General features: G+C 61.0%; 24 protein-coding genes. 6 read left to right on the forward strand and 18 right to left on the reverse strand.

Annotated features, from left to right (window positions below; all coding sequences use genetic code 11):
- Positions 1–182 precede the first annotated feature (182 nt).
- Entirely contained in the window at positions 183–1583 is a 1401-nt protein-coding gene (locus ACFQ95_RS23675; RefSeq protein WP_422835070.1) for a PLP-dependent aminotransferase family protein, read from the forward strand.
- Between the two features lie 102 nt (positions 1584–1685).
- Here the strand turns inward: ACFQ95_RS23675 and ACFQ95_RS23680 are convergent, their stop codons facing one another.
- From ACFQ95_RS23680 to ACFQ95_RS23720, 9 genes are all read right to left on the reverse strand, one after another.
- Positions 1686–2486, reverse strand: a complete 801-nt coding sequence (locus tag ACFQ95_RS23680) for an amino acid ABC transporter permease (RefSeq protein WP_422835072.1) — start codon at positions 2484–2486, stop codon at positions 1686–1688.
- Positions 2483–3145: an amino acid ABC transporter permease gene (locus ACFQ95_RS23685; RefSeq protein ID WP_422835073.1), complete on the reverse strand. Its 663-nt coding sequence runs from the start codon at positions 3143–3145 to the stop codon at positions 2483–2485. Before ACFQ95_RS23685 ends, ACFQ95_RS23680 begins: the two co-directional genes overlap by 4 nt.
- A 3-nt stretch (positions 3146–3148) precedes the next feature.
- Positions 3149–4051, reverse strand: a complete 903-nt coding sequence (locus ACFQ95_RS23690) for a glutamate ABC transporter substrate-binding protein (RefSeq protein ID WP_422835074.1) — start codon at positions 4049–4051, stop codon at positions 3149–3151.
- Positions 4052–4484: 433 nt separating this feature from the next.
- Complete coding sequence (locus tag ACFQ95_RS23695; protein WP_422835076.1) at positions 4485–5381, reverse strand: N-acetylneuraminate lyase; 897 nt, start codon at positions 5379–5381, stop codon at positions 4485–4487.
- Positions 5382–5398: 17 nt separating this feature from the next.
- Positions 5399–6223, reverse strand: a complete 825-nt coding sequence (locus tag ACFQ95_RS23700; RefSeq protein WP_422835077.1) for an SDR family oxidoreductase — start codon at positions 6221–6223, stop codon at positions 5399–5401.
- Between the two features lie 19 nt (positions 6224–6242).
- Positions 6243–7229, reverse strand: a complete 987-nt coding sequence (locus tag ACFQ95_RS23705) for a tripartite tricarboxylate transporter substrate binding protein (protein ID WP_422835079.1) — start codon at positions 7227–7229, stop codon at positions 6243–6245.
- Positions 7230–7271: 42 nt separating this feature from the next.
- Entirely contained in the window at positions 7272–8174 is a 903-nt protein-coding gene (locus ACFQ95_RS23710) for a dihydrodipicolinate synthase family protein (RefSeq protein WP_422835081.1), read from the reverse strand.
- 169 nt (positions 8175–8343) lie between these two features.
- Positions 8344–9144, reverse strand: coding sequence for an IclR family transcriptional regulator (locus ACFQ95_RS23715; protein ID WP_422835083.1), 801 nt, complete (start codon positions 9142–9144; stop codon positions 8344–8346).
- A 294-nt stretch (positions 9145–9438) separates the two neighbouring features.
- Complete coding sequence (locus tag ACFQ95_RS23720; RefSeq protein WP_422835085.1) at positions 9439–11085, reverse strand: DUF342 domain-containing protein; 1647 nt, start codon at positions 11083–11085, stop codon at positions 9439–9441.
- A gap of 246 nt (positions 11086–11331) precedes the next feature.
- Here ACFQ95_RS23720 and ACFQ95_RS23725 point away from each other — a divergent pair, with 246 nt between their 5' ends.
- The 3 genes from ACFQ95_RS23725 to ACFQ95_RS23735 are packed head-to-tail and all read left to right on the forward strand — an operon-like array spanning position 11332 to position 14295.
- The gene (locus ACFQ95_RS23725) at positions 11332–12963 is read left to right on the forward strand and encodes an FAD-dependent oxidoreductase (protein WP_422835087.1); all 1632 of its coding nucleotides are present in this window, start codon (positions 11332–11334) and stop codon (positions 12961–12963) included.
- Entirely contained in the window at positions 12960–13289 is a 330-nt protein-coding gene (locus tag ACFQ95_RS23730; RefSeq protein ID WP_422835089.1) for a 4Fe-4S binding protein, read from the forward strand. Before ACFQ95_RS23725 ends, ACFQ95_RS23730 begins: the two co-directional genes overlap by 4 nt.
- A 4-nt stretch (positions 13290–13293) precedes the next feature.
- Complete coding sequence (locus ACFQ95_RS23735) at positions 13294–14295, forward strand: ABC transporter substrate-binding protein (protein WP_422835090.1); 1002 nt, start codon at positions 13294–13296, stop codon at positions 14293–14295.
- Positions 14296–14410: 115 nt separating this feature from the next.
- On the opposite strand, the gene ACFQ95_RS23740 is transcribed toward ACFQ95_RS23735, so the two are convergent.
- The 6 genes from ACFQ95_RS23740 to ACFQ95_RS23765 form a co-directional block, all read right to left on the reverse strand.
- Positions 14411–16273, reverse strand: coding sequence for a subtype B tannase (locus ACFQ95_RS23740; protein ID WP_422835092.1), 1863 nt, complete (start codon positions 16271–16273; stop codon positions 14411–14413).
- A 393-nt stretch (positions 16274–16666) separates the two neighbouring features.
- Positions 16667–17452 carry a PIG-L deacetylase family protein gene (locus ACFQ95_RS23745; RefSeq protein WP_422835095.1) on the reverse strand — a complete coding sequence of 262 codons (786 nt, stop codon included), beginning with the start codon at positions 17450–17452 and terminating at the stop codon, positions 16667–16669.
- Between the two features lie 34 nt (positions 17453–17486).
- Entirely contained in the window at positions 17487–18113 is a 627-nt protein-coding gene (locus tag ACFQ95_RS23750; protein WP_422835097.1) for a Dps family protein, read from the reverse strand.
- A gap of 61 nt (positions 18114–18174) precedes the next feature.
- Positions 18175–18873 (reverse strand): SAM-dependent methyltransferase, encoded by a 699-nt coding sequence (locus tag ACFQ95_RS23755; RefSeq protein WP_422835098.1) that lies wholly within the window; start codon positions 18871–18873, stop codon positions 18175–18177.
- Positions 18870–19964, reverse strand: coding sequence for an acyl-CoA dehydrogenase (locus ACFQ95_RS23760; RefSeq protein ID WP_422835100.1), 1095 nt, complete (start codon positions 19962–19964; stop codon positions 18870–18872). Before ACFQ95_RS23760 ends, ACFQ95_RS23755 begins: the two co-directional genes overlap by 4 nt.
- A complete protein-coding gene (locus ACFQ95_RS23765; protein WP_422835101.1) occupies positions 19961–20650 on the reverse strand; it encodes a glycosyltransferase in 690 nt (229 codons plus the stop codon). Before ACFQ95_RS23765 ends, ACFQ95_RS23760 begins: the two co-directional genes overlap by 4 nt.
- 449 nt (positions 20651–21099) lie before the next feature.
- Here ACFQ95_RS23765 and ACFQ95_RS23770 point away from each other — a divergent pair, with 449 nt between their 5' ends.
- Positions 21100–22023: a hypothetical protein gene (locus tag ACFQ95_RS23770; RefSeq protein WP_422835103.1), complete on the forward strand. Its 924-nt coding sequence runs from the start codon at positions 21100–21102 to the stop codon at positions 22021–22023.
- A gap of 412 nt (positions 22024–22435) precedes the next feature.
- Here ACFQ95_RS23770 and ACFQ95_RS23775 read toward each other — a convergent pair whose 3' ends face one another.
- From ACFQ95_RS23775 to ACFQ95_RS23785, 3 genes are all read right to left on the reverse strand, one after another.
- Positions 22436–23245: an HDOD domain-containing protein gene (locus ACFQ95_RS23775; protein ID WP_422835104.1), complete on the reverse strand. Its 810-nt coding sequence runs from the start codon at positions 23243–23245 to the stop codon at positions 22436–22438.
- 120 nt (positions 23246–23365) lie between these two features.
- The gene (locus ACFQ95_RS23780) at positions 23366–24055 is read right to left on the reverse strand and encodes a flagellar brake protein (RefSeq protein ID WP_422835106.1); all 690 of its coding nucleotides are present in this window, start codon (positions 24053–24055) and stop codon (positions 23366–23368) included.
- 143 nt (positions 24056–24198) lie between these two features.
- Positions 24199–25131 carry an adenylate/guanylate cyclase domain-containing protein gene (locus ACFQ95_RS23785; protein ID WP_422835107.1) on the reverse strand — a complete coding sequence of 311 codons (933 nt, stop codon included), beginning with the start codon at positions 25129–25131 and terminating at the stop codon, positions 24199–24201.
- 315 nt (positions 25132–25446) lie between these two features.
- On the opposite strand from ACFQ95_RS23785, the gene ACFQ95_RS23790 reads away from it, so the two are divergent.
- The gene (locus ACFQ95_RS23790; RefSeq protein WP_422835108.1) at positions 25447–25791 is read left to right on the forward strand and encodes a hypothetical protein; all 345 of its coding nucleotides are present in this window, start codon (positions 25447–25449) and stop codon (positions 25789–25791) included.
- The last annotated feature ends 25 nt before the right edge of the window (positions 25792–25816 follow it).

The following is a 25816-nucleotide window of genomic DNA, read 5'->3' on the forward strand; positions in this document are numbered from 1 at the left end:
TGCTGTTGAATCTTTCATGACATCTCACGATGAAACCTCAAGGGCATACAGCAGTGTGATTTGCCGAATGCAGATCTGAGCGCAGAAAGCGTCAAAGACCGCCCTGCGAAAGTGCTGTTACTGCATGCCTGAGACATACTACTTAAAAGCAATTTCCATACATTGAGACAAACTGTCCACGTATGAAAAACATAAAAAATGAAAATTGGCCCACCTGGTTGCCGCAATTGGCGCCACACGGCGGGCCACGTTTTCTGCAGATTGCGGATGCATTGCAGGCGGCGCTGGCAGCAGGATCGTTGAAACCGGGTGACCGCCTACCGCCGCAGCGTCAGTTGGCCGCACAGCTGGATGTAGACCTGACGACGATCACGCGCGCATACGACGAGGCCAGACGCCGCAAGCTGCTGGAGGGCCGTGGTGCCCGAGGCACTTATGTCGCGGCGCCCAAGGTCGAATTGACCGCTCTCCTCGACCTGAGCATGAATACCCCGCCACCACCCGATGGCGTGGACTTCGACGACATGTTGAAACAGGGTTTGTCTCAGGTACTGATGAGGGCCGACAACGAATTGCTGATGACTTACCACCTGGCCGGTGGAAGCGACTCCGACCGAATGGCTGGAGCGAAATGGCTGGCGCCAATGTTTGGCCATCAGGACGCTCAACAGCTTGTGCTCTGTCCGGGAGCGCAAGCGGCGATCGCCGCATTGATTCTTGCGTTGACGGAGCCTGGCGACGTCATCCTGGCAGAAGCCACCGGTTATCCCGGCCTGCGTGCCGCAGCGTCGCAATTCGGTCGGCGCCTCATGGCCGTGGCAGCGGATCAGCATGGGATGGTGCCCGAGATGCTTGAGCAAGCCTGCCGCCAGCACAAGCCCGGGCTGGTCTACCTCAATCCGACATTACACAACCCGACCGCCATCACCATTCCGGAACACAGACGCAAGGCGCTGGCCAACGTCGCGAAGCGCTGCAATGTACGCATCATCGAGGACGATGCCTACTGGCTTCTTGCCGATAGCCCGCCACCACCGATTGCCACCTACGCCTCGGAACAGGTGTATTACGTCTCAAGCTTGTCTAAATGCCTGACGCCGGGCTTGCGTGTCGCCTTTGTGCGCATACCTTCGCCGCACGAACGCGAACGTTTCCTGGCCGCGCTCAGATCATTTGCCCTGATGGCCTCGCCGCTGACGGCTGCACTGGCCACGCAGTGGATTGTCGACGGATCGGCGAACGGCCTGTTGGAAGGTGTACGCAACGAGGCGCGCCAGCGCCACTGGATGGCCCGGGATATCCTGGCGGGGCGCTACAGCGGCGCCGGAGACGGCCTGCATGTATGGCTGGAGTTGCCGGCATATTGGCGGGCCTCGCAACTGGCACGTGCCGCCAACAGCCAGGGCATCGCCGTCATGCCGGCAGAGGCCTTCGCTGCCGTTGCAACAAGCAGCGGGTCGGTGAATGCCATACGGATCTCTTTGGGCAGTATCAAGGAGCGTGGGCGCTTGCAGGCCGGTCTGCAACGGCTATCGCATCTTCTTGCACAGCGGCCGGAGTCGCTCAATACTGCTGTGCTTTAACGGCCGCCACACACGGTCTGCAGCAGAGCAGACCGGGGGCAACCTTCCATCACGTAGCTTGAAGAGGACAACGCTCTGCAGGCCTACCCTAGGGCTGCGGTATCAGTGCATAGGCCGCCCAAGCCGCTTGCTCGCCCGCGATATGGCGTAGTTCACCAGGCAGTACAGCAGCGCAACCACAAGGTACACCGGCACCAGCGCGTGGTAATTGGCGATCAGCACCTTGGCGTTCTGCATCAGTTCGCCGTAGGTGACAACGTAGCCAAAGGTCGTGTCCTTGACCACAATCACCAGCTGTGCAACCAGCGCCGGCACAATGTAGCGCAGCGCCTGTGGGAAAACAACAAAGACAAAGACCTGGGCTTCGGTCAGGCCCAGGCTTCGCGCAGCATCCGTCTGACCGCGAGGCACGGCCAGCACACCTGCGCGGTAGACCTCGGCCACCACCGCGGCGGTACTGAGGCCGATGGGCAAGGTCAGCATCCAGTACGTGCTCAGCTTGATCCCGACAGACGGCAGAACCAGGAAACACACATAGATCAGCAGCAGCGTCGGCACACCACGCAGGAACTCAATGAGCGCAACACTGGGCCAGCGCGCGAGCCGCAGCCGTGACATGCGCCCCAACATCAGCACCAGCCCCAAGACCAACGCAATAACAGCAGCCATGGCGGCTGATTGCACGGTGCCGAGCAGCCCCTTGGCCAGAAAGGTCCAGGTCGTCGGCCAGGCGAAGAATTCCCAGAATCGCGCGGCAAACTGACCTGCGTCATAAAACCTGAACACAATGGCCGCCAGCAGCCCGAGCAGGCTGGCCGAAACAACTGCGCTCACGGAGCGCGTCAAGGCTGCGCTTCTGGGGCTGGTATCGCCAAAAAGAATATCTTCCAGAGGGCGGCTCATCGCAGTATCCGCAGCTTCTTTTCCAGGGCCGCACCAGCCCAGGCGATCAGCAGCCCCGAGGCCACGTACAGCGCCGCCGCCACCGCGAACGCGGGCATGCCAGCGGCCGAGTCGTTGGCGAGCTTGGCCACCAGCGCAGTGAGTTCACGGCCCGGAAATGGCACCTGCGAGGCCAGCGAGGTCGACAACATCAGTGCAATCAGCAGCGAGGTCATGGGTTGCACCACCGCGCGCAGCGCCTGTGGCAAGACCACGGCAATGATGATGCGCATGGGGCGCATACCCAGGCTGAGTGCCGCCTCAATCTGGCCGCCATCGACGGTGTTGATGCCGGCACGCAGGTAGTCCGCCGTAAACGCGGAACAGACCAGGGTCAACGTCAAAATCACGGCGGGCTCATAGTCGATCAAGACCTGCAGATCGGGCAGCGCGAACACTATGAAGATCAATAGCGCGGCGCTGGGAATGTTGCGGAAGATCTCGACGTAGCCGGTCAACACAAAACGTAGTGGTCGCAGCGGGAACAGCCGCACCACCGTCACAACCATGCCCAGCACGAAGCCGGCGACGAACGACACTGCGGTGAGCTTCCAGGTCAACAAAAGGGCCTGCCCAAAGGCAGGCCCGTAGTCAGCCAGGAGCCGGGAAACACTGCCCATTGATCAGGGGATGGCTGGCGGCGTGGGGACGGCCGTGCTGCCTGTGCGTTGTCCTATGGAGATGGTCCAAAGCTTGGCCCAGGTGCCATCGGCTTCAATCTTCTTCAAAAAGGCGTTGATGAAGGCCACGCCGTCCGAACCTTTGGGCAGGCCGACGCCATAGGGATCTTGCGCGCCAAAGGGCGCACCCGCCAGCTGTGCGTCACCGGTTCCCAGGCTCAGTGCATTGAGCAGCAGTGTGTAGTCGGTGACATAGGCCTCCACGCGTCCCTGACGCAATGCGTCCAGGGCCTCCTGGTGCGTCTGAAACTCCTGTACGGTCGCCTTGGGCGCAAATTGCGCCAGGATGGCGGGCCCGGTGGAGCCAGCCTGCGTGGCTGTCTTCTTGCCAGCGAGATCGTTGTACGACTGGATGGCCTTGTTGTTCGCCTTCACCAACACCCCGGCCTGCGAGGTGTAGTAAGGACCGGCGAACGAGATCTTCTCGGCACGGGCGGGGGTGATCGAGTAGGTGGCGAACACAATGTCCACCTGGTCGTTGATGAGCACTTGTTCACGTGTGGACGAGGTGACCTGCGTGAACTGGTACTTGGCCGCGTCACCCAGGATGTAGCGGGTGATGAGCTGGGCCAGACCCGCGTCGAAGCCGCGAATCTTGCCGTCCTTCTCGTTCAGCAGCGAGAAAAGATTCGAGGTTTGGGTGCTGCCAAGGCGCAGCGTGCCAGCCTGCTTGACCTTGCTGGCCCAGGTGCTAGACGCGATGGTGGCCGCGTCAGCGACCGGCCCCTGCGCGACCAGCGCGTCAAACGCCGCGGTATTGATCGGTGTGCCCTGCGCGAAAAGCGGCGCTCCGCTGACAATCGCCAGTGCGACCACGGTGGATTTCAGGATGGATTGGATCGACATGCATGCCTCTTGGGTGGTGTGTGACGCAAACGAATATATAGCAGTTGATATAGCAATTCTGGAATATGCATTCCATTCACCAGAATCAGGTATGAGGCGCAGCCTGGTGCCACGTGGCCGCGTCCTTATTTGCTCGGCCACCGCGTCTACAACAAGGTTGCGCTATATGCGCCCGGATGGCAAGTAGATCACCGGTCAAAGGACTGTGGTCCAAGGCCGGCGTTCGGCAAGCTACCGGGCTTCAGGCCTTTGGGTTTGAACCTGACACGTTTCTGGCCATGGTACTGAATGCATGGGCGCAGACGCTCGCCCAACACCGGCAGTGCTGGCGAACCTGGCCAGGCAGAAAATCGCTGGCTTCAATGTGCCTAAGAAGCTCTCCATGGCCGCAACAAATCTCTGTCACGGAAGAACGGGCACACATGGCCCGGATTCAATCGGCGCGAAGACTCTCTCCCAGATTCTTTTCCAGAACCTGCCTGAGCTTGGTCTTGGACGCATCTGTGAGCGGTTTGAACGGCGCCCTGCAGGCTCCGCAATCAACACCGCGCAGCGTCATGGCGTACTTGACCGCGTTGAACACACCAACCTCCACCATGGTCTCGACGATCTCATTAACTTCGCCCTGCAAACGGAAGGCCTCATCGTTCCTGCCGCCATGGAAGGCATCTCGCAGGGCAATGAATTTCCTCGCCATGAAGTTGACCGTGCTTCCTATCATGCCTTTTGCACCCATGGACAGTCCGGACAGGAAAGCTTCGTCATAACCGTTCAGGGCGAGCAGCGATGGGGTGTGTGCCAACACGCGCTCGAGCTCGTACATATTGGTGTTGGTGTGCTTCAACGCCACCACGCGCGGGTGTTTGAACAATTCCCGGATCGGGCCCTGGGTCATGTTGACGCCGGTGAACGCCGGAATGTTGTACACGACCAGCGGCATATCTGACAACTCGATCAAGTCCAGATAGTAGGCAATGATCTCTTCATTGGTGTACTTGAAATAAATCGGCGGCACCGAAGAAATGGCGTCTGCACCGTTGGAGCGTGCATGCTGGGACAAACGCACTGCCGCGTCTGTTCCGCCGGCGCCCACATGGACAATCACTTTGACTTTTCCGGCCGCCTGATGGAGTACGGTCTCGGTGACTTTTTTTCGTTCATCTTCGGTGAGCAGGAACGATTCTGCGGTCGATCCGCCAATGTAGAGTCCATCCACCCCTTGGGCCATTTCGAAGTCGACCAGGTTTCGCAAGCTGCTGTAATGGATGTCGCCATTGGCCAACATGGGCGTAGGCAGGGCCGGATAAATGCCGGCAAGATCTTTCATCATGTTGGGTTTCTTTCGGTTTACCAGGCCGTCCAGCCGCCGTCGACCACCAGGTTGGAGCCAGTCATGTAGCGGGAGGCATCTGAGGCCAGGAAAACGGCGGCCCCATTGAACTCGTCTTCTTCCGCCATGCGGCCCATGGGCATACGCTGGCAGTAATTGGCCTGAAATTCGGCATCTTGCGAATCGCGCCTGACGCCCGAGGGGGTCAGGATATTGACCCGAACACCTTTGCGCCCCCAATAGGTCGCCAAGTAGCGCGTGAAGTTGTACAAGCCTGATTTGGAGGCGCAGTAAGCCACGGGCTTGACGAAGGCCTTGCCGGTTTTGGCTTCCTTGTAGGCGTAGATGTCCTGGACGGGTGACAACATGCCGTAAATCGAGCCCACGTTCACAATGGAGCCGCGCCCCAGCTTGGCCATTGCGCCACCGATGACCTGGCAGCACAGAAAGGTCCCGGTCATGTTGACTTCAAGAACCTCCCGCCAGACTTCTTCCGGGAAGTCCTCGAACGGCCCGGATACTTCGGGCGGGGCACTAGGCTGGGTATCGAGCCCGGCGTTGTTCACAAGCACGTGCGGAACGCCCCAGCGGGTGACCAACGCCGCCAGCCCGGCCGCAATGGAGCTCTTGTTGGTGATATCCACTTTGAAAAAGGCAACCCGCCCGGAAGCAACCGGGAAGCGTTCCTGCAATATGGCCTCATCCGGGATGCTGCGGTTGAAGATGGCAACCTTGGCACCCCGTTCAATGAACTCCAGCGCAAATTGCCGGCCGATCTGGCCCAGTCCGCCGGTGATCACAATCACGCGATCCGTCAGGTCGAAAACGTCTTGTCGTGTCATCTGTTGATTACCTATTGGTTTACTTCACACCCAGTTTGTCAATCAGTTGCTTGAACAAGGCGCTGTCTGCCATGATCTGCTTGCGGAACGTGGCGCCGTCCACCACGGAGTAACCCAGGTTTTGCTTTTCCATGGATTCCTGCACCGCCGGCTCATTCGCGGCTTTGATGAAAATGCCCGAAAGCTTTTCCATGACATCGGCAGGCACGTTCTTTGGTGCGGCCAGGCCGCGCCATGTGCCCATGGACAAGTCAATTTTTCGTTCCTTCAGCGTAGGAACCTGTTCAAACCCTACACCTTTGAATCGCTGATCGGCAAACACACCCAGAGCTCTCAGTTTGCCGCTGTTGACATAGGTGGAGACTTCTGACGGCGACGACGTCACTGCGTCGATGTGCGACCCCAGCAGTGCCACAACGGCGGGTGCATTGCCCTGAAAAGGCACATGGCTAAAGCTTGTACCTATCTTCTGGCTCAGCGCCTCGGCCGAGAGGTGCGACAGCCCACCCGTTCCGGCGTTGCCAAACTTCATGGGATCCTTGGACTTTTTCGCGGCCTCGACAAACTCCTCAATCGTGTTCCATGGCGCCTCAGCCCGGACCGTCAGAACGATGGGATCGGCATTCAGCCGAACGATAGGGGTGAAGTCATCGGGCATGGGTTTCATGATGCCCAAGTGCGGGATGATGGCCATCTCCGCGGTCACCATGGCGATCTTGTAGCCATCCGGTTTGGCCAAAGCCACTTCGGTCAGCCCGATACCACCGCTGGCGCCCGGTTTGTTCAATACGGTGATGGCCTGGCTGGTGTGTTTTTTGGCCGCTTCGGCAATTACGCGTGCCAGCACATCCGTGCCGCCACCAGCGCCGAAAGGCACGACGAGTTCAATCGGCTTGTTGGGAAAATCGGCGGCCCCTTGTGCTGCAACCCCTAACGGCAGGGAAGACAGCAGAGCGGTGCCCGCGGCAAGTGCCAGCAGTTTGCGAGTCGTCACGTGAATAGCCATGGTTCAGTCTCCTCTTATGGGTGGATTGGCAACGGGCGCGGTTCATTCCAGGAGCGGCAGCAAGGCGGCCTTGATGGCCAGCTTTTGTTGCTCGGTCACACGCATCATGGGCGAGCGTGGCTCAAACATGCGCAGCCCCTGAAGATGCTGGATGTACTTGACACAAGCGGGCAGGTTGTCGTGGTTCAGCGCATTCCACAACGCGTTGAGCTTGTAGTGCAAGTCTCTTGCGGTCTTGTGGTCGTTGGCCTCTACGGCCTTCTGGATGCGCACAACGGTACCTGGCACCGCGCTGGTCAGTGCCGAGATGGCACCATGCATGCCCAGACAGAATCCGGGGTAAAGCAAGGCGTCCACCCCCGACAACACCACGTTCTCCGGCTTGCAGCGCAACAGCAGGTCAGAGATGGACTTGAGGTCGCCGCCGCTCTGCTTCATGCCAATGACGCCGGGCACCTCATCCATGATGCGCAGCATCAGATCCACACTGAGGTAATTCCAGGGAATGACGTTGTAGATCAGGATAGGGATGCCGGTGGCATCGGCGATGGTGCGGAAATGCTCCACCGTTGCATCCGCGTCGGGCTTGAACAGGTAGTGGACCGGTGTGACCTGCAAAGCGGCAATCTTCATGCCCTTGAGCAGCCGGGACCGTTCAATCGCGCTACGTGTGCTCTGCACAATCAAACCGGCAAGAAATGGCACGCGCTCGGCAGTGGCGTCATATGCCTCTCGCATCACCGAGGCATATTCGGAGTCGGTCAGGGTGTGGCCTTCGCCCGTACTGCCCCCGGCCACCACCCCACAGGCCCCCTGGGATACGATGAAGTCAATCTGCTCGCGCAGCCCTCCCTTGACAAGGTCGCCGTTCTGGTCGAAGGGCATGGTAATGGGGGGCAACACACCGGTGAGTTGCTGGCGTAGTGAAACATCAGGGCTTGGCACGGAGCGGCTCCAGTCTTAAAAGAAAAGAAGTTTCCAACTGTCCGGAATCCGGACTGTCATTCCGGATTTCTTTTAAACTTTAGCGACCCGCGAAATCCCGAACAATCAGTGTTTACCAGCGCGCTTCTGGTGAAATGCGCTCGCCCGAGCGGCGAGTGGAACGCGGCGCTCAGTTGGCCTGTGCGTAACCGATCTGGCGCGAGATCGCATCGGCCGTCTGCAGCAGCAGCGGCGCGAGACTGCTGATCTTGTGATCGGTCATGCGGTCGGCCGGACCGGTCACACTGACCGAAGCAAACACATGGCCTGATGAGTTGCGGATCGGGGCCGCAGCACAGCGCACCCAGACCTCGTGCTCTGCGTTGTCGATCGCATAACCACGCTTGCGGATGGCGATCAGTTCCTTACGCAGCGCTCCGGCCGTGGAGATGGTGGTTGGGGTGTAGACCTTGAGACCGGCTGCAATGACCTGCTCGACCACCTCGCTGCGCTGGAACGCCAGCAAGGCCTTGCCCACACCGGTGCAGTGGGCAGGTGATGACTCGCTCAAACGGGTACCGCTCAGGTGACGGTCTGACGACTCCTCACGGTCGACCACCACCACCTGAAAGCCGTTAAACACCCCCAGGTGCGACGACTCACCCGACAACTTGCACAACCTGTCAATGAACGGCTTGGCTTCGCGCAGAATGTCCATGTTGGCCAATGCAATATTGCCCAGCTCAAACAGCCGTATGCCCAAGCCGTAACTGCCGTTGCGGGTGTCCTGTTCGATAAAGCCTATCTCTTTCATCGCCGCCAGCATCCTGTGCGCAGTCGGGCGCGGCATGCCCGACATTGTGGCGATCTGGGCCAGGGTCAGGTGTCGATTCACCGTCGAAAAACACTCCAGAACACCCATCATCTTGCCAATCGACTGGATTCTGCTTTTATCGTCTGAGTAAGTTTGCAGGGTCTTTGAATCAGCCATGGTCACCTGGTTTCCTTGTGGCTTCGGCCTGTTTTTACGCTGGGTCTGTCTTGCTGTTGTGGGCGCATCCATGCCTGGTGCGCGAGCAGCATTCTTCACGCCATCTTAGATCAAGAGTTTCCACGCCTGGAACGTCACGGGCTGAAGCCGCGGTGTGTGATTGCGGCCAAGGGCGATAGCCGCAATTTTGCTGCTGTACGGCCAGGCCATCTGAACTCAGCAGCAAGATGGCGGCATGTTTTGAAGAAATGGCCCGAGTGTCTTGAACCTGATGCCGTGTATTCGCGCGGCGGCTCAGCCCACCACGGTAGCCGTGCCCTGTGAGTCCACATGCACGATATGTCCACTAGGCGCGAGTTTGAACACCCCTGCCTCGTAAGCATGTTGAACCCGGCGTGATCGTTTGCCGAAGGTCAGGACCACCGAACCTTCAACTGCCCGGCCGACCTCAATCACCGCGTCCTCGAATGTCGCGAGTTGTCCTTCTACCTTTTGTTTGTCGTTGAGGCGTGCGCCCCAGACTTGAAGCGCATGCTGCAGCGCGGCTTGGGCCCGCGGCAGTTGCTGGTTCTTGTCGCCGTTGGTCTTGAGGTGTTGCACGACCTTTTTCAGATTGCTCTGCTCGGTCTCGGATTTACTGATCTGCGCCTCGATCTCCAGCAGCTGCGCTTCCAGGATGGGGTTGACGCCGACCTGCACCGTGGTCACACCGCTGGCGTCGTCCGCGCCGATCTGCGGCACATGCACCTTCATCATGGTGCGGGTATTGCCACCGACGATGCGACCGCGCTTCTGCGCCTTGATGCCCACAATGATCTGGTTGTGTGCCAGCAATTCGCTTTGCAGCACCATGTCGTCGACAGAGATGACAGTGCCCGCCGAAACCTCGGAGTTTTCGATAAAACGCGCAGCAACCGCCCCCGCGGCCTTGACCTTGGAATGGGCGATGATGCCGCTGTTGATCTGGATGTCGCCACCAGCGTCCAGCTCCGCGCCCTCCACCGTGCCGCGTACCACAATATTGCCCGTGACCTTGATCTTCATGTGGGCCATCACATCACCCTTGATTTCGATGCTGCCATCGAAACTGATGTTGCCGCTGTTCATGTCCACCTTTTCCAGGGACAGCACATCCTCCACCAGCATGCCGTTTTCCACACGCACGGGCTGACCTTTGACATCCGCCTCCAGCAGTTCGGCGTCGTCAGCAGCGAAACGCACACCCTTGAGCGGGCTGGCATACGGAGTGTTGATGCCCGGCGAAGGATTGACAGGGTTGCCGCGCACGTCGCAGCCCGCCACTCCGGCTGTGGCGGGATGGCGGCGCATCAAGGGTGCACCCGGCTGAACAAAGGGAATGTCGCCGAGTTCGCGGAAATCGATCAGGCCGTCTTCGTTGACTTTAGGGGCGCGGTCGGCAACTGTCTGCATCAGCAGCTCGAATGTGCTGTCTGCGCCGCTGAGAGGCGGCCTCTGAAAGGCGGCTTCTATCTTGGCCGGCATCACGGCGGCACACGCCTGCAGCACCGCATTTTCATCAATGCCAAAAACGACACCCGCCTGCTTCAAGGCGTTGGCCACGTCAACCACCGCCAGCCCCTGCCCGCCACGCGCAGGTGAAACCTGCAACCAGGCCACGGCGCCATCACCGGCGATCGTCACGGCCACTGAGGCATCGCGTTTTTCAGCGATGTCGATATCAAATGCGTCCGAGTGGTTGCCCCAGCGTTCGAGCAAGGTGTCAAGGCCGTCGTCCAGCACCATCCAGTCGCCGTGACCCGACTGGTCCAGCAGCTGGCGCACGTTGGCAGCGCTCAAGGGCGCGCGGTTCTCCCCCGCCGACATCTGTGCCAGCACGCGCCCGTCCCGCTCGGACAGCACCAGTCCGTCCCTAGCCACCTGGTTTCCTGGCGCACCATCCTGGCCTTCTTGATCTGGCATGAGAAAGCTGCTCCTTCGCTATTGAGATTGTTCTCGTATTGTATGTTTACCTATTAACTTTCCCGGGGGTAAGGGCTGCAGCATTTGCTTCGATACAGATGTCTTTCGGCGCTCCGAAAAAGACCTTTAACAGGGTCTTGTGCGGCCCGCCAGCAAAGCGCATATCGTTGAACGGATTTCTTCTTTGTGTGCCGCGATGCGGCTGTTTAGAGTGAAGCACTCGCACAAACACAAGGTTGAAAACAAATGGGTGCCAGAGAATTTACGGGCCATGCCCTGTCCGGTGCCGACGGCAGCCATAGGCACGAAGTCGACGTACTGGTGATCGGTGGTGGCCCCGCCGGCTGTTGGGCGGCGATCAGCGCCGCAGCCCAGGGCGCACGCGTGCTGCTCGCCGACAAGGGCTTTTGTGGCACCTCGGGCGCCACCGCACCATCGGGCACGGGGCTATGGCACGTGTCACCCGACGGTGATGCCCGTGCCTTGGCCAAAGCCAGCCGCCTGACCATGGGCGGCCACCTGGCCGAGCACGCCTGGATGGACCGCGTGCTGGCCCAGACCTGGGACAACGTGGAGCGCCTGAAAGACTGGGGTTATCCCTTTCCCAGCGATGACGAAGGCAAGTTGCGCTGCACCTCGCTGCAAGGCCCCGAATACATGCGGCTGATGCGCAAGCAGGTGAAATCATCGGGCGCACGCATACTCGACCACAGCCCGGCACTCGAGCTGCTGGTCGACACACAAGGCACGGTCGCAGGCGCCACCGGCGTGAACCGGCAAAGCGGCGACACCTGGGTGGTGCGCGCGGGCGCCGTGGTCATCGCCACCGGCGGCTGCGCCTTCCTGAGCAAGGCCCTCGGCTGCAATGTGTTGACCGGCGATGGCCAGTTGATGGCCGCCGAGGTGGGCGCGGCGCTGTCTGGCATGGAGTTCTCGAATGCCTATGGCCTGGGCCCGGCGTTTTCGTCGGTCACCAAATCCCTGTTCTACAACTGGGCGACGTTTTACGACGCCCAAGGCCAGGTGATAGAAGGCGCCGGTTCCTCACGTGGTCGCAGCGTCATCGCGCAGCAACTGCAGACTCAAGCGGTCTACGCGTGTATCGACCGTGCCGATGCACAAATCCAGGCCTGGATGCGCACCGCGCAACCCAACTTTTTCGTTTCATTCGACCGCCAGGGCATCAACCCTTTCACCCAGCATTTCCCCGTGAGCTTGCGTCTGGAAGGCACGGTGCGCGGCACCGGTGGGCTCAACCTGGTGGACGAAAGCTGCGCCACGTCCGTCCCTGGCCTTTATGCGGCAGGCGACGCCGCCACGCGCGAGTTGATCTGCGGCGGCTTTACCGGCGGTGGCAGCCACAACGCCGCCTGGGCGCTGTCGTCCGGCTTCTGGGCCGGCGCGGGTGCTGCGGCGTTTGGCAAAGATCAGCACGCCCACACCACAGGTGTTTTCCAACGTGTTTTGCAACGCGCGGGCGGTGTGGCGCTGTCCAGCCAAGGTGCCACGGCCTATAACAGCCAGGCGCTGGTGAGCGCGGTGCAGGCAGAGGTCTTCCCCTACGAACGCAACTGGTTCCGCGAAGCCGAAGCATTGCAGGCTTCATTAGGCCGGCTCGATGATCTGTGGCGCCGCCTGCGCCAAAGCGCACCGGCGGCCAGTGCGACGGAAGCGGTGCGCGCCCGCGAGGCTGCCGCCATGCTGGCCACCGCACGCTGGATGTACCGCAGCGCGCTGCAACGCACCGAAACCCGCGGCATGCACCGCCGCCGCGAACATGCCGTGCTCGACCCCGGCCAACGCCACCGCTTGCTCAGCGGAGGGCTGGACGAGGTCTGGGTCCACACACAAGCCGTGCGCGACGAGGTCGCCGCATGATAGAACTCATCAGCCCCGAGCGCTGCACTGCTTGCAACATCTGTGTCAGCGCCTGCCCTACCAACGTATTCGACGTGGTCACCAACGGCCCACCACACATCGCCCGCCAAGAGGACTGCCAGACCTGCTTCATGTGCGAGCTGTATTGCCCTGAAGACGCGCTGTATGTGGCCCCGATTGCGGATCGCCGCGCCACCGCCGAAGAACGCGAACCGTCTACACAGGCCCCGCTGGGCAGCTACCGCCACGCCATAGGCTGGGGCCGTGGGCGCCAGTCCACAGCGGCGGCTGATGCCAGTTTTGAACTTCTTAAACGCGCGCATTGATGCCATGAAACCTACTCTGACAACGCCTTCCACTACACGCTTTGCCACCCGTCGCCGCCTGCTGCTGAGCGCCGCGGGCGCAGCCGCCGCCAGCGCCCTGCCCGGCTTCTCCAGCGCCCAGACGGCCGACAGCAGTGTGCTGCGCCTGGGCTACATCGGCCCCGGCAAAAAGCCTGCGGCGGCCACCGGCTGGGCTCTGCAAAAGGGCTACCTGCTGCGCGAACTGGCGCCGCTGGGTATCAAGGACGTGGTGACGCGCAACTTCCCAAATGGCCCGGATCTGAACGAAGCCTTCTTTGCGGGTGCGCTGGACGCCGGCATCTACGGCGACACCCCCGCCATCGTGGCGCGTGCACGCGGCCTGGAGACACAACTGATTGGTTTTGATTCCGTGGGCTTGAACGTGTGGCTGCTGACACCACGCAACGGCGTGCGCAGCGTAAAGGAGCTGGATGGCCAATCGATTGGTGTGGCGCGTGGTTCTTACATGCACCGCTATGTGCTGGGCCTGCTGAAAGAGCACGGCTTGCAGAAGTCGGTGAAAGTGATCCACATGTTTCCACGCGACGGCGAGGCGGCACTCGACAAGGGTGTCATCGCCGCCTTTGCGGCGCAGATCGACACCGGCCCGCTGCTGGCCGCACGCGGCTACCCTGTCATAGACCAGGCCGAGCAACACCCCAAGCTGCGCGGCACCTCGGTGATCGTGGCGTCCGACAAACTGCTGGCGGCGCGACCCGGCCTGGCCGGCGCATGGACACGCGCACGGCGCGCGGCCCTGGCCGACATCGGCCGCGACAGCGAGGCCTATTACGCCTTCCATGCCGAGGTCAGCGGCTTCCCGGTGGACGTGGTGAAGATCTCGCACCCCTTGTCACACTTCCCCGAGGTGGCCTATCCGCCGGAAGGTGTGGCGCTGCTCGGCGAGGTGAAGAGTTTCTTGCTGGGCGAAAAACTCATAGAGCGCGACTTTGCACTCGACAGTTGGCGCGTGAACGACGCATAGAACGTGTGGACGATCTCACCAGGGGCACGGCGAGATCGTCCACACGTTTGAGGTGACGCGGAACAAGTCGCAGCATGATGCTGAGACTTGTTCGGCCTGGCTCTATGGCCTGGCTTTAGTTACCGGCAGCCAGCTTCTGGTCTATCCATTTAAACGCGTCCAGCACGTCGTAGTTGCCGGCATGTCCCTGGTCCCAGAACAACGCGTAGTCGACATCTTTGACCTTGGCATCGGCTTTCAGGGCGCGGCTGAGGTTGTAGGCCACGGTGAACGACGTGTCACGGTCACGCGCGCCCACACGCACGCGCCAATGCGTGGTGATGCCATCGGTCTTGCCGATGTAGGGTAGCGCGTTGATCATCTTGTACTGGTTCAGCAGATAGGCCTGCTGAGGGTTGTTGGCCCAGGTGTAGCCGGTGTTCTTCAAACCCACGTCGCTTTGCTTGGCATTGATGGCGTCTCCGCCATTGTTGTTGTTCCAGGCGAATTCGGTGAAGTTGGAATAGACCTGCGCAGCCGTGCCAAACAGGTTGGACTCGCCGCCGCTGTAATTGCCGTTGACCACGGCACCGGCCTTGGTGGTGTCGGCCGTGGCGGTTGCTGCGAGGGCGGCGGTCTGGCCTACTTGGTCAAAAGATGGCACGGCCTTGAGACGCGCCTGCTTGGCCACAAACTTCAGGTAGTTGGCCATGTCGAAATTGGTGACCGTGCCGCTCGCATCGACGTTGATGAAGTCGTTCTTGTAATAAAGGGTTCCGCTGCCGCCGGCGACCCCATTGGCCGCGGCGCTGCCAAAGCTGTTGTAGGCCACAAAAGCCTTGCCGGACTTGACATACGCGCTGGCTGCCTTCTTGATCTCGAGCTCCAGGGCCGCCAGCATATTGCTAGACGTCAGCGCCGTGCCGTCGTCGTTCTTCAGGCCCAGGCTGGCCTGGTAAGCCGTGAACTTGTTCATCAGTGCGCTGCTGCCTGCAGGGTCGGGGTTGGAGGCCCGGACCAACTCATTGCCGCTGGCGTCCACGATCAGCCCGGCCTTCTGGTCCGCCGACACCGCGGCGCGTGTGCCCACCACATTGAACATCCATTCGTAAGCCAGGTCGGCACTGCCCATGTCCTGAATCGGGCAATAGGCGACGATGGCGTAGACGCTGTCGCTGATCCCGCTCTTGCCATTGGTGTCTATGCCGGCTGCGCCTACGGCCTTCAGATAGGGCAGATAGTCGGCGCTGTCGCCGGTCGCACCTAGCTGCGTGCTTTGTGCGCCGCCGCCGCTGGTGCCGTTCACCACGATGCGGCTGGCGGTGCCGGGCATGAGGCTGTCGTTCAGGCGCAGGTAACGCACGGCGGCCTTGGCGTCCACAATCGCCGCCGGCGCCTTGCCCTGGTAAATGCCGTCATCGAAAACGCCTGCGGGCGCGGTCGCGCCTCGGCTGCGCGAAGCCATGTTGATGTAGACAAAGCCGCGGCTCAGCGCAGCGCCTCGCTTGTCGGTGTCGCTGTTGCTGACATAGCTGCCGCCGTTGACGATGTCGGCACCGGTGTAGTTGGCACTGGTAATGGGGCTAGTGCCGTCCCAGCCACCCTTGCCACCCTGGTAGCTGGCCAACCAGCCGGAGTTGTTGACGTTGAGCAAAATGGCGTTGTCCTGCTTGGCCGCATCGACTTCGCGCACGAAGATGTTCATGTTCTGGTAACCACAGGCCTGGTTGTCCACGGCACCGGCGGACTGGGTGGGCGCAAGCCGCATCGGTTTGCCGACGTAGCACACCTCGCGGTACCAGCGTACCGGTGTGCTCACGCCATCCAGCGTGACCGTGATGGTGGTGTACTTGGTCTTGTCAAAGGCCAACTGGCTGTCATAAACACCGGGATTGACAGTGTTGGCACCATCGCCGCCACCGCAGGCGGTCAGCAGGCCGGTGGCCGAGATCGCGGCGATGGCGGCCGCAAGTGCGCGATGTTTGAATTTTTTGTGCATATGCTTGTCTCGTTGGGAGTAATCGATTGAATGTGGGCTGTTCGGAAGCCCACAGGGCCACGCGGGCTGTTCTCAGGCTTGGGGTTCGGGCTGAAGGTCGGCTGTTGGCTGGCCTTCTTCGTCATCGAAGACTGCGCCTGGATGCTGCGCGTCTTCAGAAACCGCTCTGGGCGGCAGGCCGCATGCCCACGCGCTTCTTTGGTTTCGAGTCCATGACATGCAGATGACTTTAAGCAACCGGCCCGCGCCGCAGAAGATGGCGCATTTCGAGGCGCGATAACTGTCCGGCATCATGGTTTTCCATGGGTTTTCACCGGGCGAGGCAACAGGCCTGGTGTCTCGCGGCCACAGCCGCGGCCGGCCCGTTCCAACGGCCGCCCCGCCCGCCATCCGTCACACCAACTCAAAGAAATATTCGCTGGGTCGCGTCGCGCGTTCACGGATGGCCGGGCCCAGGACCGGCGCTGGGTCTGGCCCGTCGCGCGGCTTGAGCTGGCTGGCATGCGCCGCCAATGCGCGACACTTGAGGGCCAGCGTTGTATCGTTCAACCCAAAGGCCGCCATCTGCCGCCACGGCACCTGCGCGTGGCCAGGCCTGGCCCAGTGCCACATCCACACCGGCGCTTCCAAAAAGCGCAGTCCTTTCTGCGCACAGATGTCGGCGGCCACATGGCCCGTGGCTTCGTGGTCGGGATGTCCGTCCTTGCGCCAGGTGCTCAACACCACGTCGCCAGGCTGCAAAACAAGCTGCAGCGCGGATGCGAGTTTTTCGGAATGCGCCGCCACCTGCCCATCCGGCAAGCCAAGCCGCACAACCGCCGTGGGGCTCACGCCGAGTACCACCAGGCCCCGGCTGCTTTCCGCACGACGCGCCTGGGCCAGGGCATGGGGGGAGAATTTTTTCGATCCGGCATGGCTGGCTTCGCCATCCGTCACGGCCAGCACCAGGCAGGCGCCACCACGTGCCGCATGGCTGGCCAGCAGGCCACCACAAGCCAGCACCTCGTCGTCCGGGTGCGGCGCCAGGACGACAAGGCGCTGGTCTGCTCGCAGGACTTCGTCCAAGCAAAGCCTGGGCACGGCGCATTCGCCCAGCCACGCGCGCCAAACCGGCTCGGCCGTGCCCTCGCCCACAATCTGCCGCGTCTCGGCGTGGGCTTGCTCGGGTGCGATGTCCATCAACAGCCTATTGCCTAGACCGGTAGCGCCAAGCTCAGACCGGGGAAGCCGCGACCAGGTGCTCCGACAAAAACCATACCTGAAGCTCGTTGGTTCGCAACACCTCGCTGACCAGCAAATCGTCGGTGCCCGAATCGCCCGCATCGCTGGCTTTTTCTGCAAGCGCGCGCGCTTCCTTGATGATCAAGGTATGTGCATCGATCAAGCGCGACAACTGCACCGCGGCAGGCTCGCGCCCGCGTGGCGGCCGGGGGATCTTGGTTTCTTCGGCAATGTCGGCGGCCATGGCCAGGGAGATGCCGCCCAGTACCTGTATGCGTTCGGCGATCACATCCACCAATGCCGCCTGCCCCTCGAAATGTTTGTCAAACATCAGATGTAATTGATTGAAGGTGGGGCCCACCACCTGCCAATGGTGTTTCTTGTACATGTCGCGCAGGCAAATGGTGTCGGCCAGCACCTGGTTGAGGGCCATGACGCTGGTTTTCGCGACCTTGCTGTCCAGGCCATGGGGTCTGGCGACGATTTCGCCAAAACGCTGGGTTTCGTGCGAAGCCCCGCCGCTCTGTTGGTGCAGGCTGGGTTCAATCGCCTGCTGCCCGGCGCTCTTGCTAGCAACTTTTGCGGTAGCGGCTGCGCTTGATTTTTTGGGGGTAGCCATGATGACCTTTCGTTGAGTGGATAGGTGGTGGTTGAGGAGTCTCAAGGACTTGCGGAAAAACTCAGCTCAGCCCGTCCAGGGCAGCAGCAGTGGGGGCTTGGGTCCAAACGTCCAGCCGCAGGTCGGGCTCCCGCAGCTGGCACACATTGGGCAGGGCCAGCAGATCGTCCAGTTGGTCGTGTGCGGTGTTGCCGGTCAGCACACACGCCTTTATGGGATGCACCCAGTGGCAGGCCAGCACCACGCCCTGGGGGCGCAACGAAGACAACACACAACGCGCCAACTTGTGCAGCGTGGCGGGTGTGAGGTAGAACAAAAATTCACTCAGCACAATCAGGTCAAAGCTGCCCTCGGGCCACTGGTCCGGCAACCAGGCCTTCACGACCTTGACGTTGCTGTGTGTGCTCAGCCGCGCCCGCGCCAGGTCTACCGCCCTGTCCACCCCGTCGCTCACCAGCAGCCGGTCGCAGCGCGGCGCCAGAGCGGCCGAAAGTTCGCCGTTGGCACACGCTGGTTCATATGCCGAGGCATAACGCTGTGCCGGCAGGCAGGCCAGGGTCAAGGCGCGCTTGCGGCGCTCGTACCAACGCGATTTGAATTGCCAGGGATCGTCGCTCACAGCAAACATGGCGTCGAAATACGCCGGGCTGTCGGGCGTAGCTGCCGAGGTACTGTCTTGCGCAGCGCCATCCGCCAACGGGGACGCTGCCGAGCGTGCTGCCAGCACCTGGAGGGATTCTGCGGCGGTGGCTGCGCTCATAAGGCCCAGGCCTCAGGTACTGCGGCCACTCGCTCGCCCAGCGCTGCCAGGTCACGTTCTGCGTGGCTTTGCCGGATGAACACAGGCAGATCCGCAGCCGCCTGGGCGAACTTTTCGTCCAGACAAAACGGCGTGGCGCCTAATGCACGACCGGCGGCATCCAGCACGGTTTTGGCGCATTGCTCGGCCGACAGGCGCGCGCGCAAGGCCACCTCACGCGCATCGGCCAAGTTGTCGTGATCAATCCAGGCGGCAGCCTCGCGCAGCACCGCGGCCGTCGAACGCAAAGCCAGGTCGACCTGGCCCAGTGCAATACTGCGCAGCAGGGGCGCGGCTGCGGTTGCCGTGGCCGCCGTGGCATGCGCGGCGTCGCGCGTCACGGCGCTGCGAAGCGCTCTGGCCAAACCTAGCGCACCGCCAAACCAGCAAGCAGCGATGCCGGCGCCACCGTGCCAGAACCCGGGCCGTTGCAGATAGTCGCCCGGCGCCCCGACAAGTTGTGCGCGGGTATTGGCAAACCTGACGTTGACACTCGCACTGTGGGCCATGCCCACGGCGCGCCATTTCGAGGCGTCCACCGTGATGCCCGGGGCGCGCAGGTTTACCCGTATCAGTTGCGGACCCGTGCCCTCTTGGTCCCAGGCGGTCAGCAGTGCATGTTTGGCAGTCAACGCACCCGAGCACCAGAACTTGCTGCCATGCAGCAGCACCGTGCCATCGGCCTGCGAGACAAAGGTGGTGCGTCCCCCAGGTGCCTCTGCCGCCCAGACGGCCCACGAGTCCTGCGCCTTGCGAGGGCCGTCGGCACTGGGCTCGTGCCAAGAAGTCGTCGGCGCCAATTCGGCCAGGATGGCCAAGGCGTCGGTATGGCCTTCATAAAGTTTGGCCAGGGACAGATCAAAGGCCCCCACAGCCGCCAACGCGCGCCAGCGCTCCAGGGTCGCGCTGGCGCCCGGCAGTGGCAGTTGGTCCAAGCCCTCGGCGATCAACATATCAAGCCATTGCATTTCAGCGGGCTTGCCAAGGCGCAGTCGCTCGGCCAGCACATGGGCCGGGGATGTAGCGTTGGGTTCCATGGCACGTGTGTTCATGCGGCAGCGACCTTGGGTGCCAATACCCATTGACCAAGTTGCTCAATACGCGACAAGGTGGCGCCAAAACCGCCCGGTGCCTTGAACGCGGGCCGTGCACTGGTCACCACCTGCGGCGCGGCGGACCATGCAATGCTGCAACCGCAGGCTTCCAGCGCCCGCACCAAAGCCACGTCTTCGGAGCAGGCCAGCGGCGCAAAGCCGCCCGCCTTTTGATACGCGCTGGCACTCACGCCGAGGTTGGCGCCGTGGATGTGCCTATGGCCGTGGCAGGAGTTGTAGGTCGCGCTGAAGTGGGCCTTCATGCGTTCGCCATAGCTGTCCCAGTCATCGACCGAGACCGTGCCACACACGGCGTCGCTGTTCTGTGCGAGTTGCGCCGCAAGCCAATCCGCGGCGACGGTGGAATCGGCGTCGGTAAACGCAAGCCAGCGAGCGCCCTGGCGCAGTGCAAAGCTGGCACCCGCACTGCGCGCCATGCCCACGTTGCGGGCGCAGATGGTGACGGCCGTCGCGCCGTGTCGCTGCACGAGGTGAGCGGTGCCGTCGGTGCAGTCGTCGAGCACCACGATGCGCACCACCGCCTCACCCCGCAAGGCGGGATTCTTGGCGCTCACTTCCAACGATGCCAGGCAGGCATCGAGATGGTTTTCTTCGTCGTGCGCAGGAACAATGATGGCCAGCATGGCGGTCCTCTGTGAAGCTCAAAAAGCAATTGCTCGTCAGCATGACTTGCTTGTGTGGGGCTTCTCGTGGGAATGGCCCCCATCGCGTTGTAGGTCTGTGCAGCCAAAACAAGACGCAAAACAACTTGTGCATTGCTTCTGTGGATAAGCTTGAGGGTAAGTCCGGGCTATCTCAAAAATAATAGCAACCACCGCTTGCTGCGCTTTGCGCAGAGGGCATAAGCGACACATTGCCTGCAAGATAGGCAGTGGCCGGTATTTCCCAGCTCCGCAGCACTACAGGCCCGCGCAACCGCGCGCTGCAGGGCCTTCGCTGCTCGCGACGCTGACGGCTTTTGCGCCACCTCGGTGCGGCTCGTCCGCCTACGGTGTCTGGGCTGTGCATCCGACAGTCTTCGAGCAAGGCCCCATCCCATACTCAGGCCACATCATTTCTCGGAGGCATCATCATGGACAACACCAGCGCTTTGCGAGCCGACACCATGGCCACCATGGCCTATAGGCCTGAGGTAGACCGGCTCCCCGCACCGCCTTCACGCGCCTCGGTCAGCGGCGTCAGTTGGGGCGCGATCCTGGCCGGCGCAGCCGGTGCGGCGGCGTTGTCGCTGATCATGCTGATCCTCGGTTCCGGCCTGGGTCTGTCTGCCATTTCACCGTGGGCGAGAGATGGTGTCGGGGTGGAGACCCTCACCATCTCCGCCATTGCCTGGGTCATCTTCACGCAACTGCTGGCCGCAGCACTGGGCGGCTATCTGGCGGGGCGGCTGCGCGCGCAGTGGCTGGACACCCAGGCCGACGAGATCTACTTCCGCGACACCGCGCACGGCTTTCTGGCCTGGGCCATTGCCTCGCTGGCCAGCGCCGTGTTGCTCAGCGCCGTCATAGGCTCGATTGTCGGTGGCGGCGCGCAGGCTGCAGCGGGTATCGCCAAGGCCGGAGCCGACATGACACCCTCCACCTATGTGGTGGATTCGCTCTTTCGCCAGCCCGCCAGCACAACACCCGATGCAGTTCCCGGCGCCCCCAACCCGGCGTTGACCGCAGACCGCGCAGCCATGGCCACCGAGGTCACGGCCATCTTCATGAACACAATACGCACCGGCGCTTTGCAGCCAGAAGACCAGCGTTATGTCGCCCAACTGGTGGCACAACGCACCGGCCTCACCGAGGCACAAGCGACTGAACGTGTGCGTGAGGCTTATGCGCGTGCGCAGACCGCTTTGCGCAATGCCGAAACCACGGCGCGTGAGGCCGCGGACAAAGCGCGCAAAGCCTCCGCCACCACGGCGCTTTGGCTGTTCATTGCCTTGCTGAGTGGCGCGTTCATCGCCAGCCTGGCGGCCACTTTTGGCGGACGTCAGCGCGATCTCTGAAGCTCGACTCCGCAGCCTACTCGTTGCCCATTCACCAACCCTCAGGAGGCCTTATGCGTTCATTGCTGCTGTTTTTCCTCGGTGTGCCGATTCCCATCATCATCCTGATCGCACTGTTTTTTCATTGACGCAGGTTGCGAGCTTTTCGGGGATACGAGGGAGCTCAACATCCATTCAGCGGCCCCATCATTGACAGGGCACTTCTGCACCCGGCTTGGCCATTGATCGGGTTCATAAAGCGCAGGGTGATGAAGCGCTGCCTTATGAAGGGCGAGGTTGGAATCAAATGGGTCATGCTGACACCAGCCTGGGTGCGCTTGTGATGCACTAGGTCATCACGAGCGCCGGTGGCGCAGAGCATTTTAGTCCTTGCGGCCATTGCCTGCGGACCGGGCCGGTCACCCGGATGCCGCTAACGTACGTCGACAAACGAGGTTGCTGCGGGAAATTTTGCGCGCATCCATTCGGGATTGAGTTGCAACGCCTTGACCACGTCTTCGGGCAGTTTGTCCAACATCTCCACCCCCTCCACGCCCTCTCCAAACATGTCGGCCAGCAACATGGACAAGTGCACGATGGCGCCCAGGCGGCTGAACGGCTTCGCGGCCATGGGCTCGGCCGAAGCATTCAGCCCGCGGACAATTTCAGCCGGAAAATTCCAGCGCCTGGCCAGCTCTGCGGTGACCTCGCCTTCGCTGAAACCCGTCAGACGGGTTTCACGCTCCCAGCGTCCACCGGGGGCGTGAGGCAAACGTTCGATCTCGGCCAGTGTCGAGGGCTGGGCTTGGGCAATGATGACCTCGCCCAAACGCACCATCATGCTGCACAACCAGGCTTGGCTGCCGTCCATGCCCAGATGGTTGGACAACCACTGCGCGTAACCCGCGCTGACCATGCAACTGCGCCATACGTCACTGCGTTTGAGGCCTTCGACGTCTGGAAAGGCATCTCCCAGACAGGCCGCGAGACACAGTGTTCGCACCCGCGCCATGCCGACCAGGCTGATGGCGTCGTCCAGCGTGCTCACGCTTCTGCTCAGGCCAAAACTGGCGCTATTGGCCAAGCGCAACAAACGTGCGGTGAGTGCGGGATCTTTGGCCACAATGGCCGCCACTTCAGCGGCCGAGGCGTCTTCGTCGTTCAAGGTCCGGATCAGCGCTTGGCCAACCTCGGAGATCACGGGCAACTTAACCGACTGAAAAAAAGAGTCGATATTGGGCATCGGAAATCCTTGCTGCTGCTGGAAAAAAGAGAGGAACGCAGCAGCATTCTGATTCATTCACCTTGGGTGCGCTACAAAAATCAGCGCTCCACAAGGCATCGCCCAGAAGACCTAGGCCGATCAGCTACGGTGTATCAGCAGCGTTTGATAAACGAAGTTCTGCAGCACGGTTTGATCTGCGGCATTCAGATCCTGGAAGTTGATGCCGTGCGAATACACGGTGTGAAAACTCATGCCATCGGCCGTGCTGCCAGCCGACTGCTGCACACTGCGAATCGAAGCGGCGGTGCTGATGGTCACATCCGAATGGGTGCTTTCATCGCGCAGCGAAAACTCGATCTGGATCGAATCCCCCGCACCGCCCAGGGGGCGCGCCGTGGAAACCAAGGCGCCGGTCAGACTGATGTCAGACAGCGTCGCCATTTTGAACGCGGCGGGGTCACTGCCACTCTTGATCTTGACGGGCAAGTCAGCCTTCACGCGCACGGCCTTGCGCAAACCGACCTTCTGGATTTCCTTGGGAAAACTCAGGTAAAGCGCCGCAAACGGCTTTTGCTGCACATGCAGCACCTTGCTGGCGAAGGTGTAAACCGACACACCCGAGAACACCCGAATCATCAAGGCGCTGCCGTCCTTGACCCCCTGAATACCTTCTTGCGGCGTTTTTAACAACAGGTATTCGTCGGCCACAAATCCAATCAAGGTGGAGTATTGAACGACGGGGCTGGCTGACTCAGCCGGCATGATCTGCAGACGCACGCCCACCTGCAGGTTCATATCTTCAAACTCAATATTTGTTTTCTTTGTCATGACTTCAACACCGGTCTATCTTGGAAATTGTTGCGATTTTTTGACAACTACGCCCACCAATTCTAGTGGTCTGTCGAACCAATCTTGAAACAGCGGTTCCGGCGAGCTTGGTGCGCGAAACCCGGGCCGCGCGCAGCGCCTCTTCAATACAGCGAAGGGTGACTAAACGAAACCGAAAAGTTGACCGTGGGACAGCTCAGGTCGTTGAAAGGCACACCCAAGGCAATTTCGCCCTGGCCGTGCAACAAACATTCGTCGCGCCGCAAAGGCACATCACCCTCGCTTCCGGAAAACCGAACCCAGGTGCCAAAACTGCTCAGGTCGGTGAGAACAAACGTTCCATTGCGCCATTCGATTTTGGCGTGCATGCGTGAAACCCGTGGGTCGTCGACCAAGAACTCTGCATTGTCGCCACGCCCCAGATGGGTTGTAGGAGTGCTGGACGAGGTGAATTCGAGGTTGCGATGCAGGTAAGTGAGGTGAATGCGCCCCTCGCCGTGGCTGTCGAGTTTTCTGATTTGCGGCAAGGTTGCCTGCAAGGTGACGTTTTCGTTGCCGGCGGCCTCTTCCCATTCGACACGGTAGAGTCGCAACGGTTCGGCCTTGCCACGCACATTGACCGATCCTAGCGACAACAGCCTGATGCCGGAGTTTTCGTCTAGCTGGTCGACCACAGACTCGGTCGCCCAGATCTGGTTGGCGCCAGAAAGGTCACTCAAACGCGAAGCCACGTTGACGGCATCACCGTAACAATCGCCGTTGACCTCCACCACGTCACCGCTGGCAATGCCGGCCTTGATTTCCATGCGGATCGCGGGCGGCCAATGCAACAGGCGCAATTGATGGCCCTTTTGCATTTCGATCACGGCACGTGCGGCATCGCCCGCGTTGTAGAAGATGGCCAGCACACCATCGCCCAGCTGTTTCACCACACGACCGTGATGAGCTTGGCAAATGTCACCAATCCACTGCGTCAGCCGCGTCATGGCTCGGGTCGCTTTTTCGTTCCCCAATGCTTCAAAAAACGCAGTGCTTTCAGTGAGATCAGCGAAAACAACAGTGGCTTGAACACCCATTCGAATGATTTAAAGCAGGATGAATGGAACGCAGTTTAGTGGATTGACGCCCTGTGGTGTAACGGACAGATACCCCGTTCAACACAAAGCGCAAGCATACAACGCGCCAGCTTCATCTATTGTTGATTCAACACCATCAAGATATTGCGGCTTTTTCCAGTGGCATACCAAATTATTCCACAGCATATTGCATACGATTTCAAAAATGAGGCTTGTTTGAACTTGGAAATGTCACATTTTGTGAACCAAGAAAACAATATGTATTGATTGCATTAACAGCCGCACGCATGGCTATATTCGCCCTTGAGAAACACCATGCAAACGACAAAAGTCAGTCTTCTCAGCAGCCTTTACGGCCTTCTGACCAAGCCCAAACCAGACTTGACCGACACCAAGCGGCAAGTCGAGTTCATCCGAACGGCAATGTCAGAGGCCATGGCGCATGCGCAAGAGGTCGGCTTTGAGCATGTCGCGCGGCGGGTGCGCAATGCCGCGGATATTGAGGCCTTGTGGTATTTGCGTGCAGACGTCATGCAGGCCATCGCCACAACGGAGGGCGAATCTACCGCTAAACGGCGTATGGGGCGTATCACGCCCTTGTTTGCCGGCTTGCTGCCACGGGGCCTGAACTCCCGGCCCAGCCCTTTGTCGGAGCGCTAGGGACGCTCCGCGTCACGCTTGGCGA

The sequence above is a fragment of the Variovorax sp. HJSM1_2 genome (assembly GCF_049316285.1).
Classification (GTDB): Bacteria; Pseudomonadota; Gammaproteobacteria; order Burkholderiales; family Burkholderiaceae_C; genus Rhodoferax_B.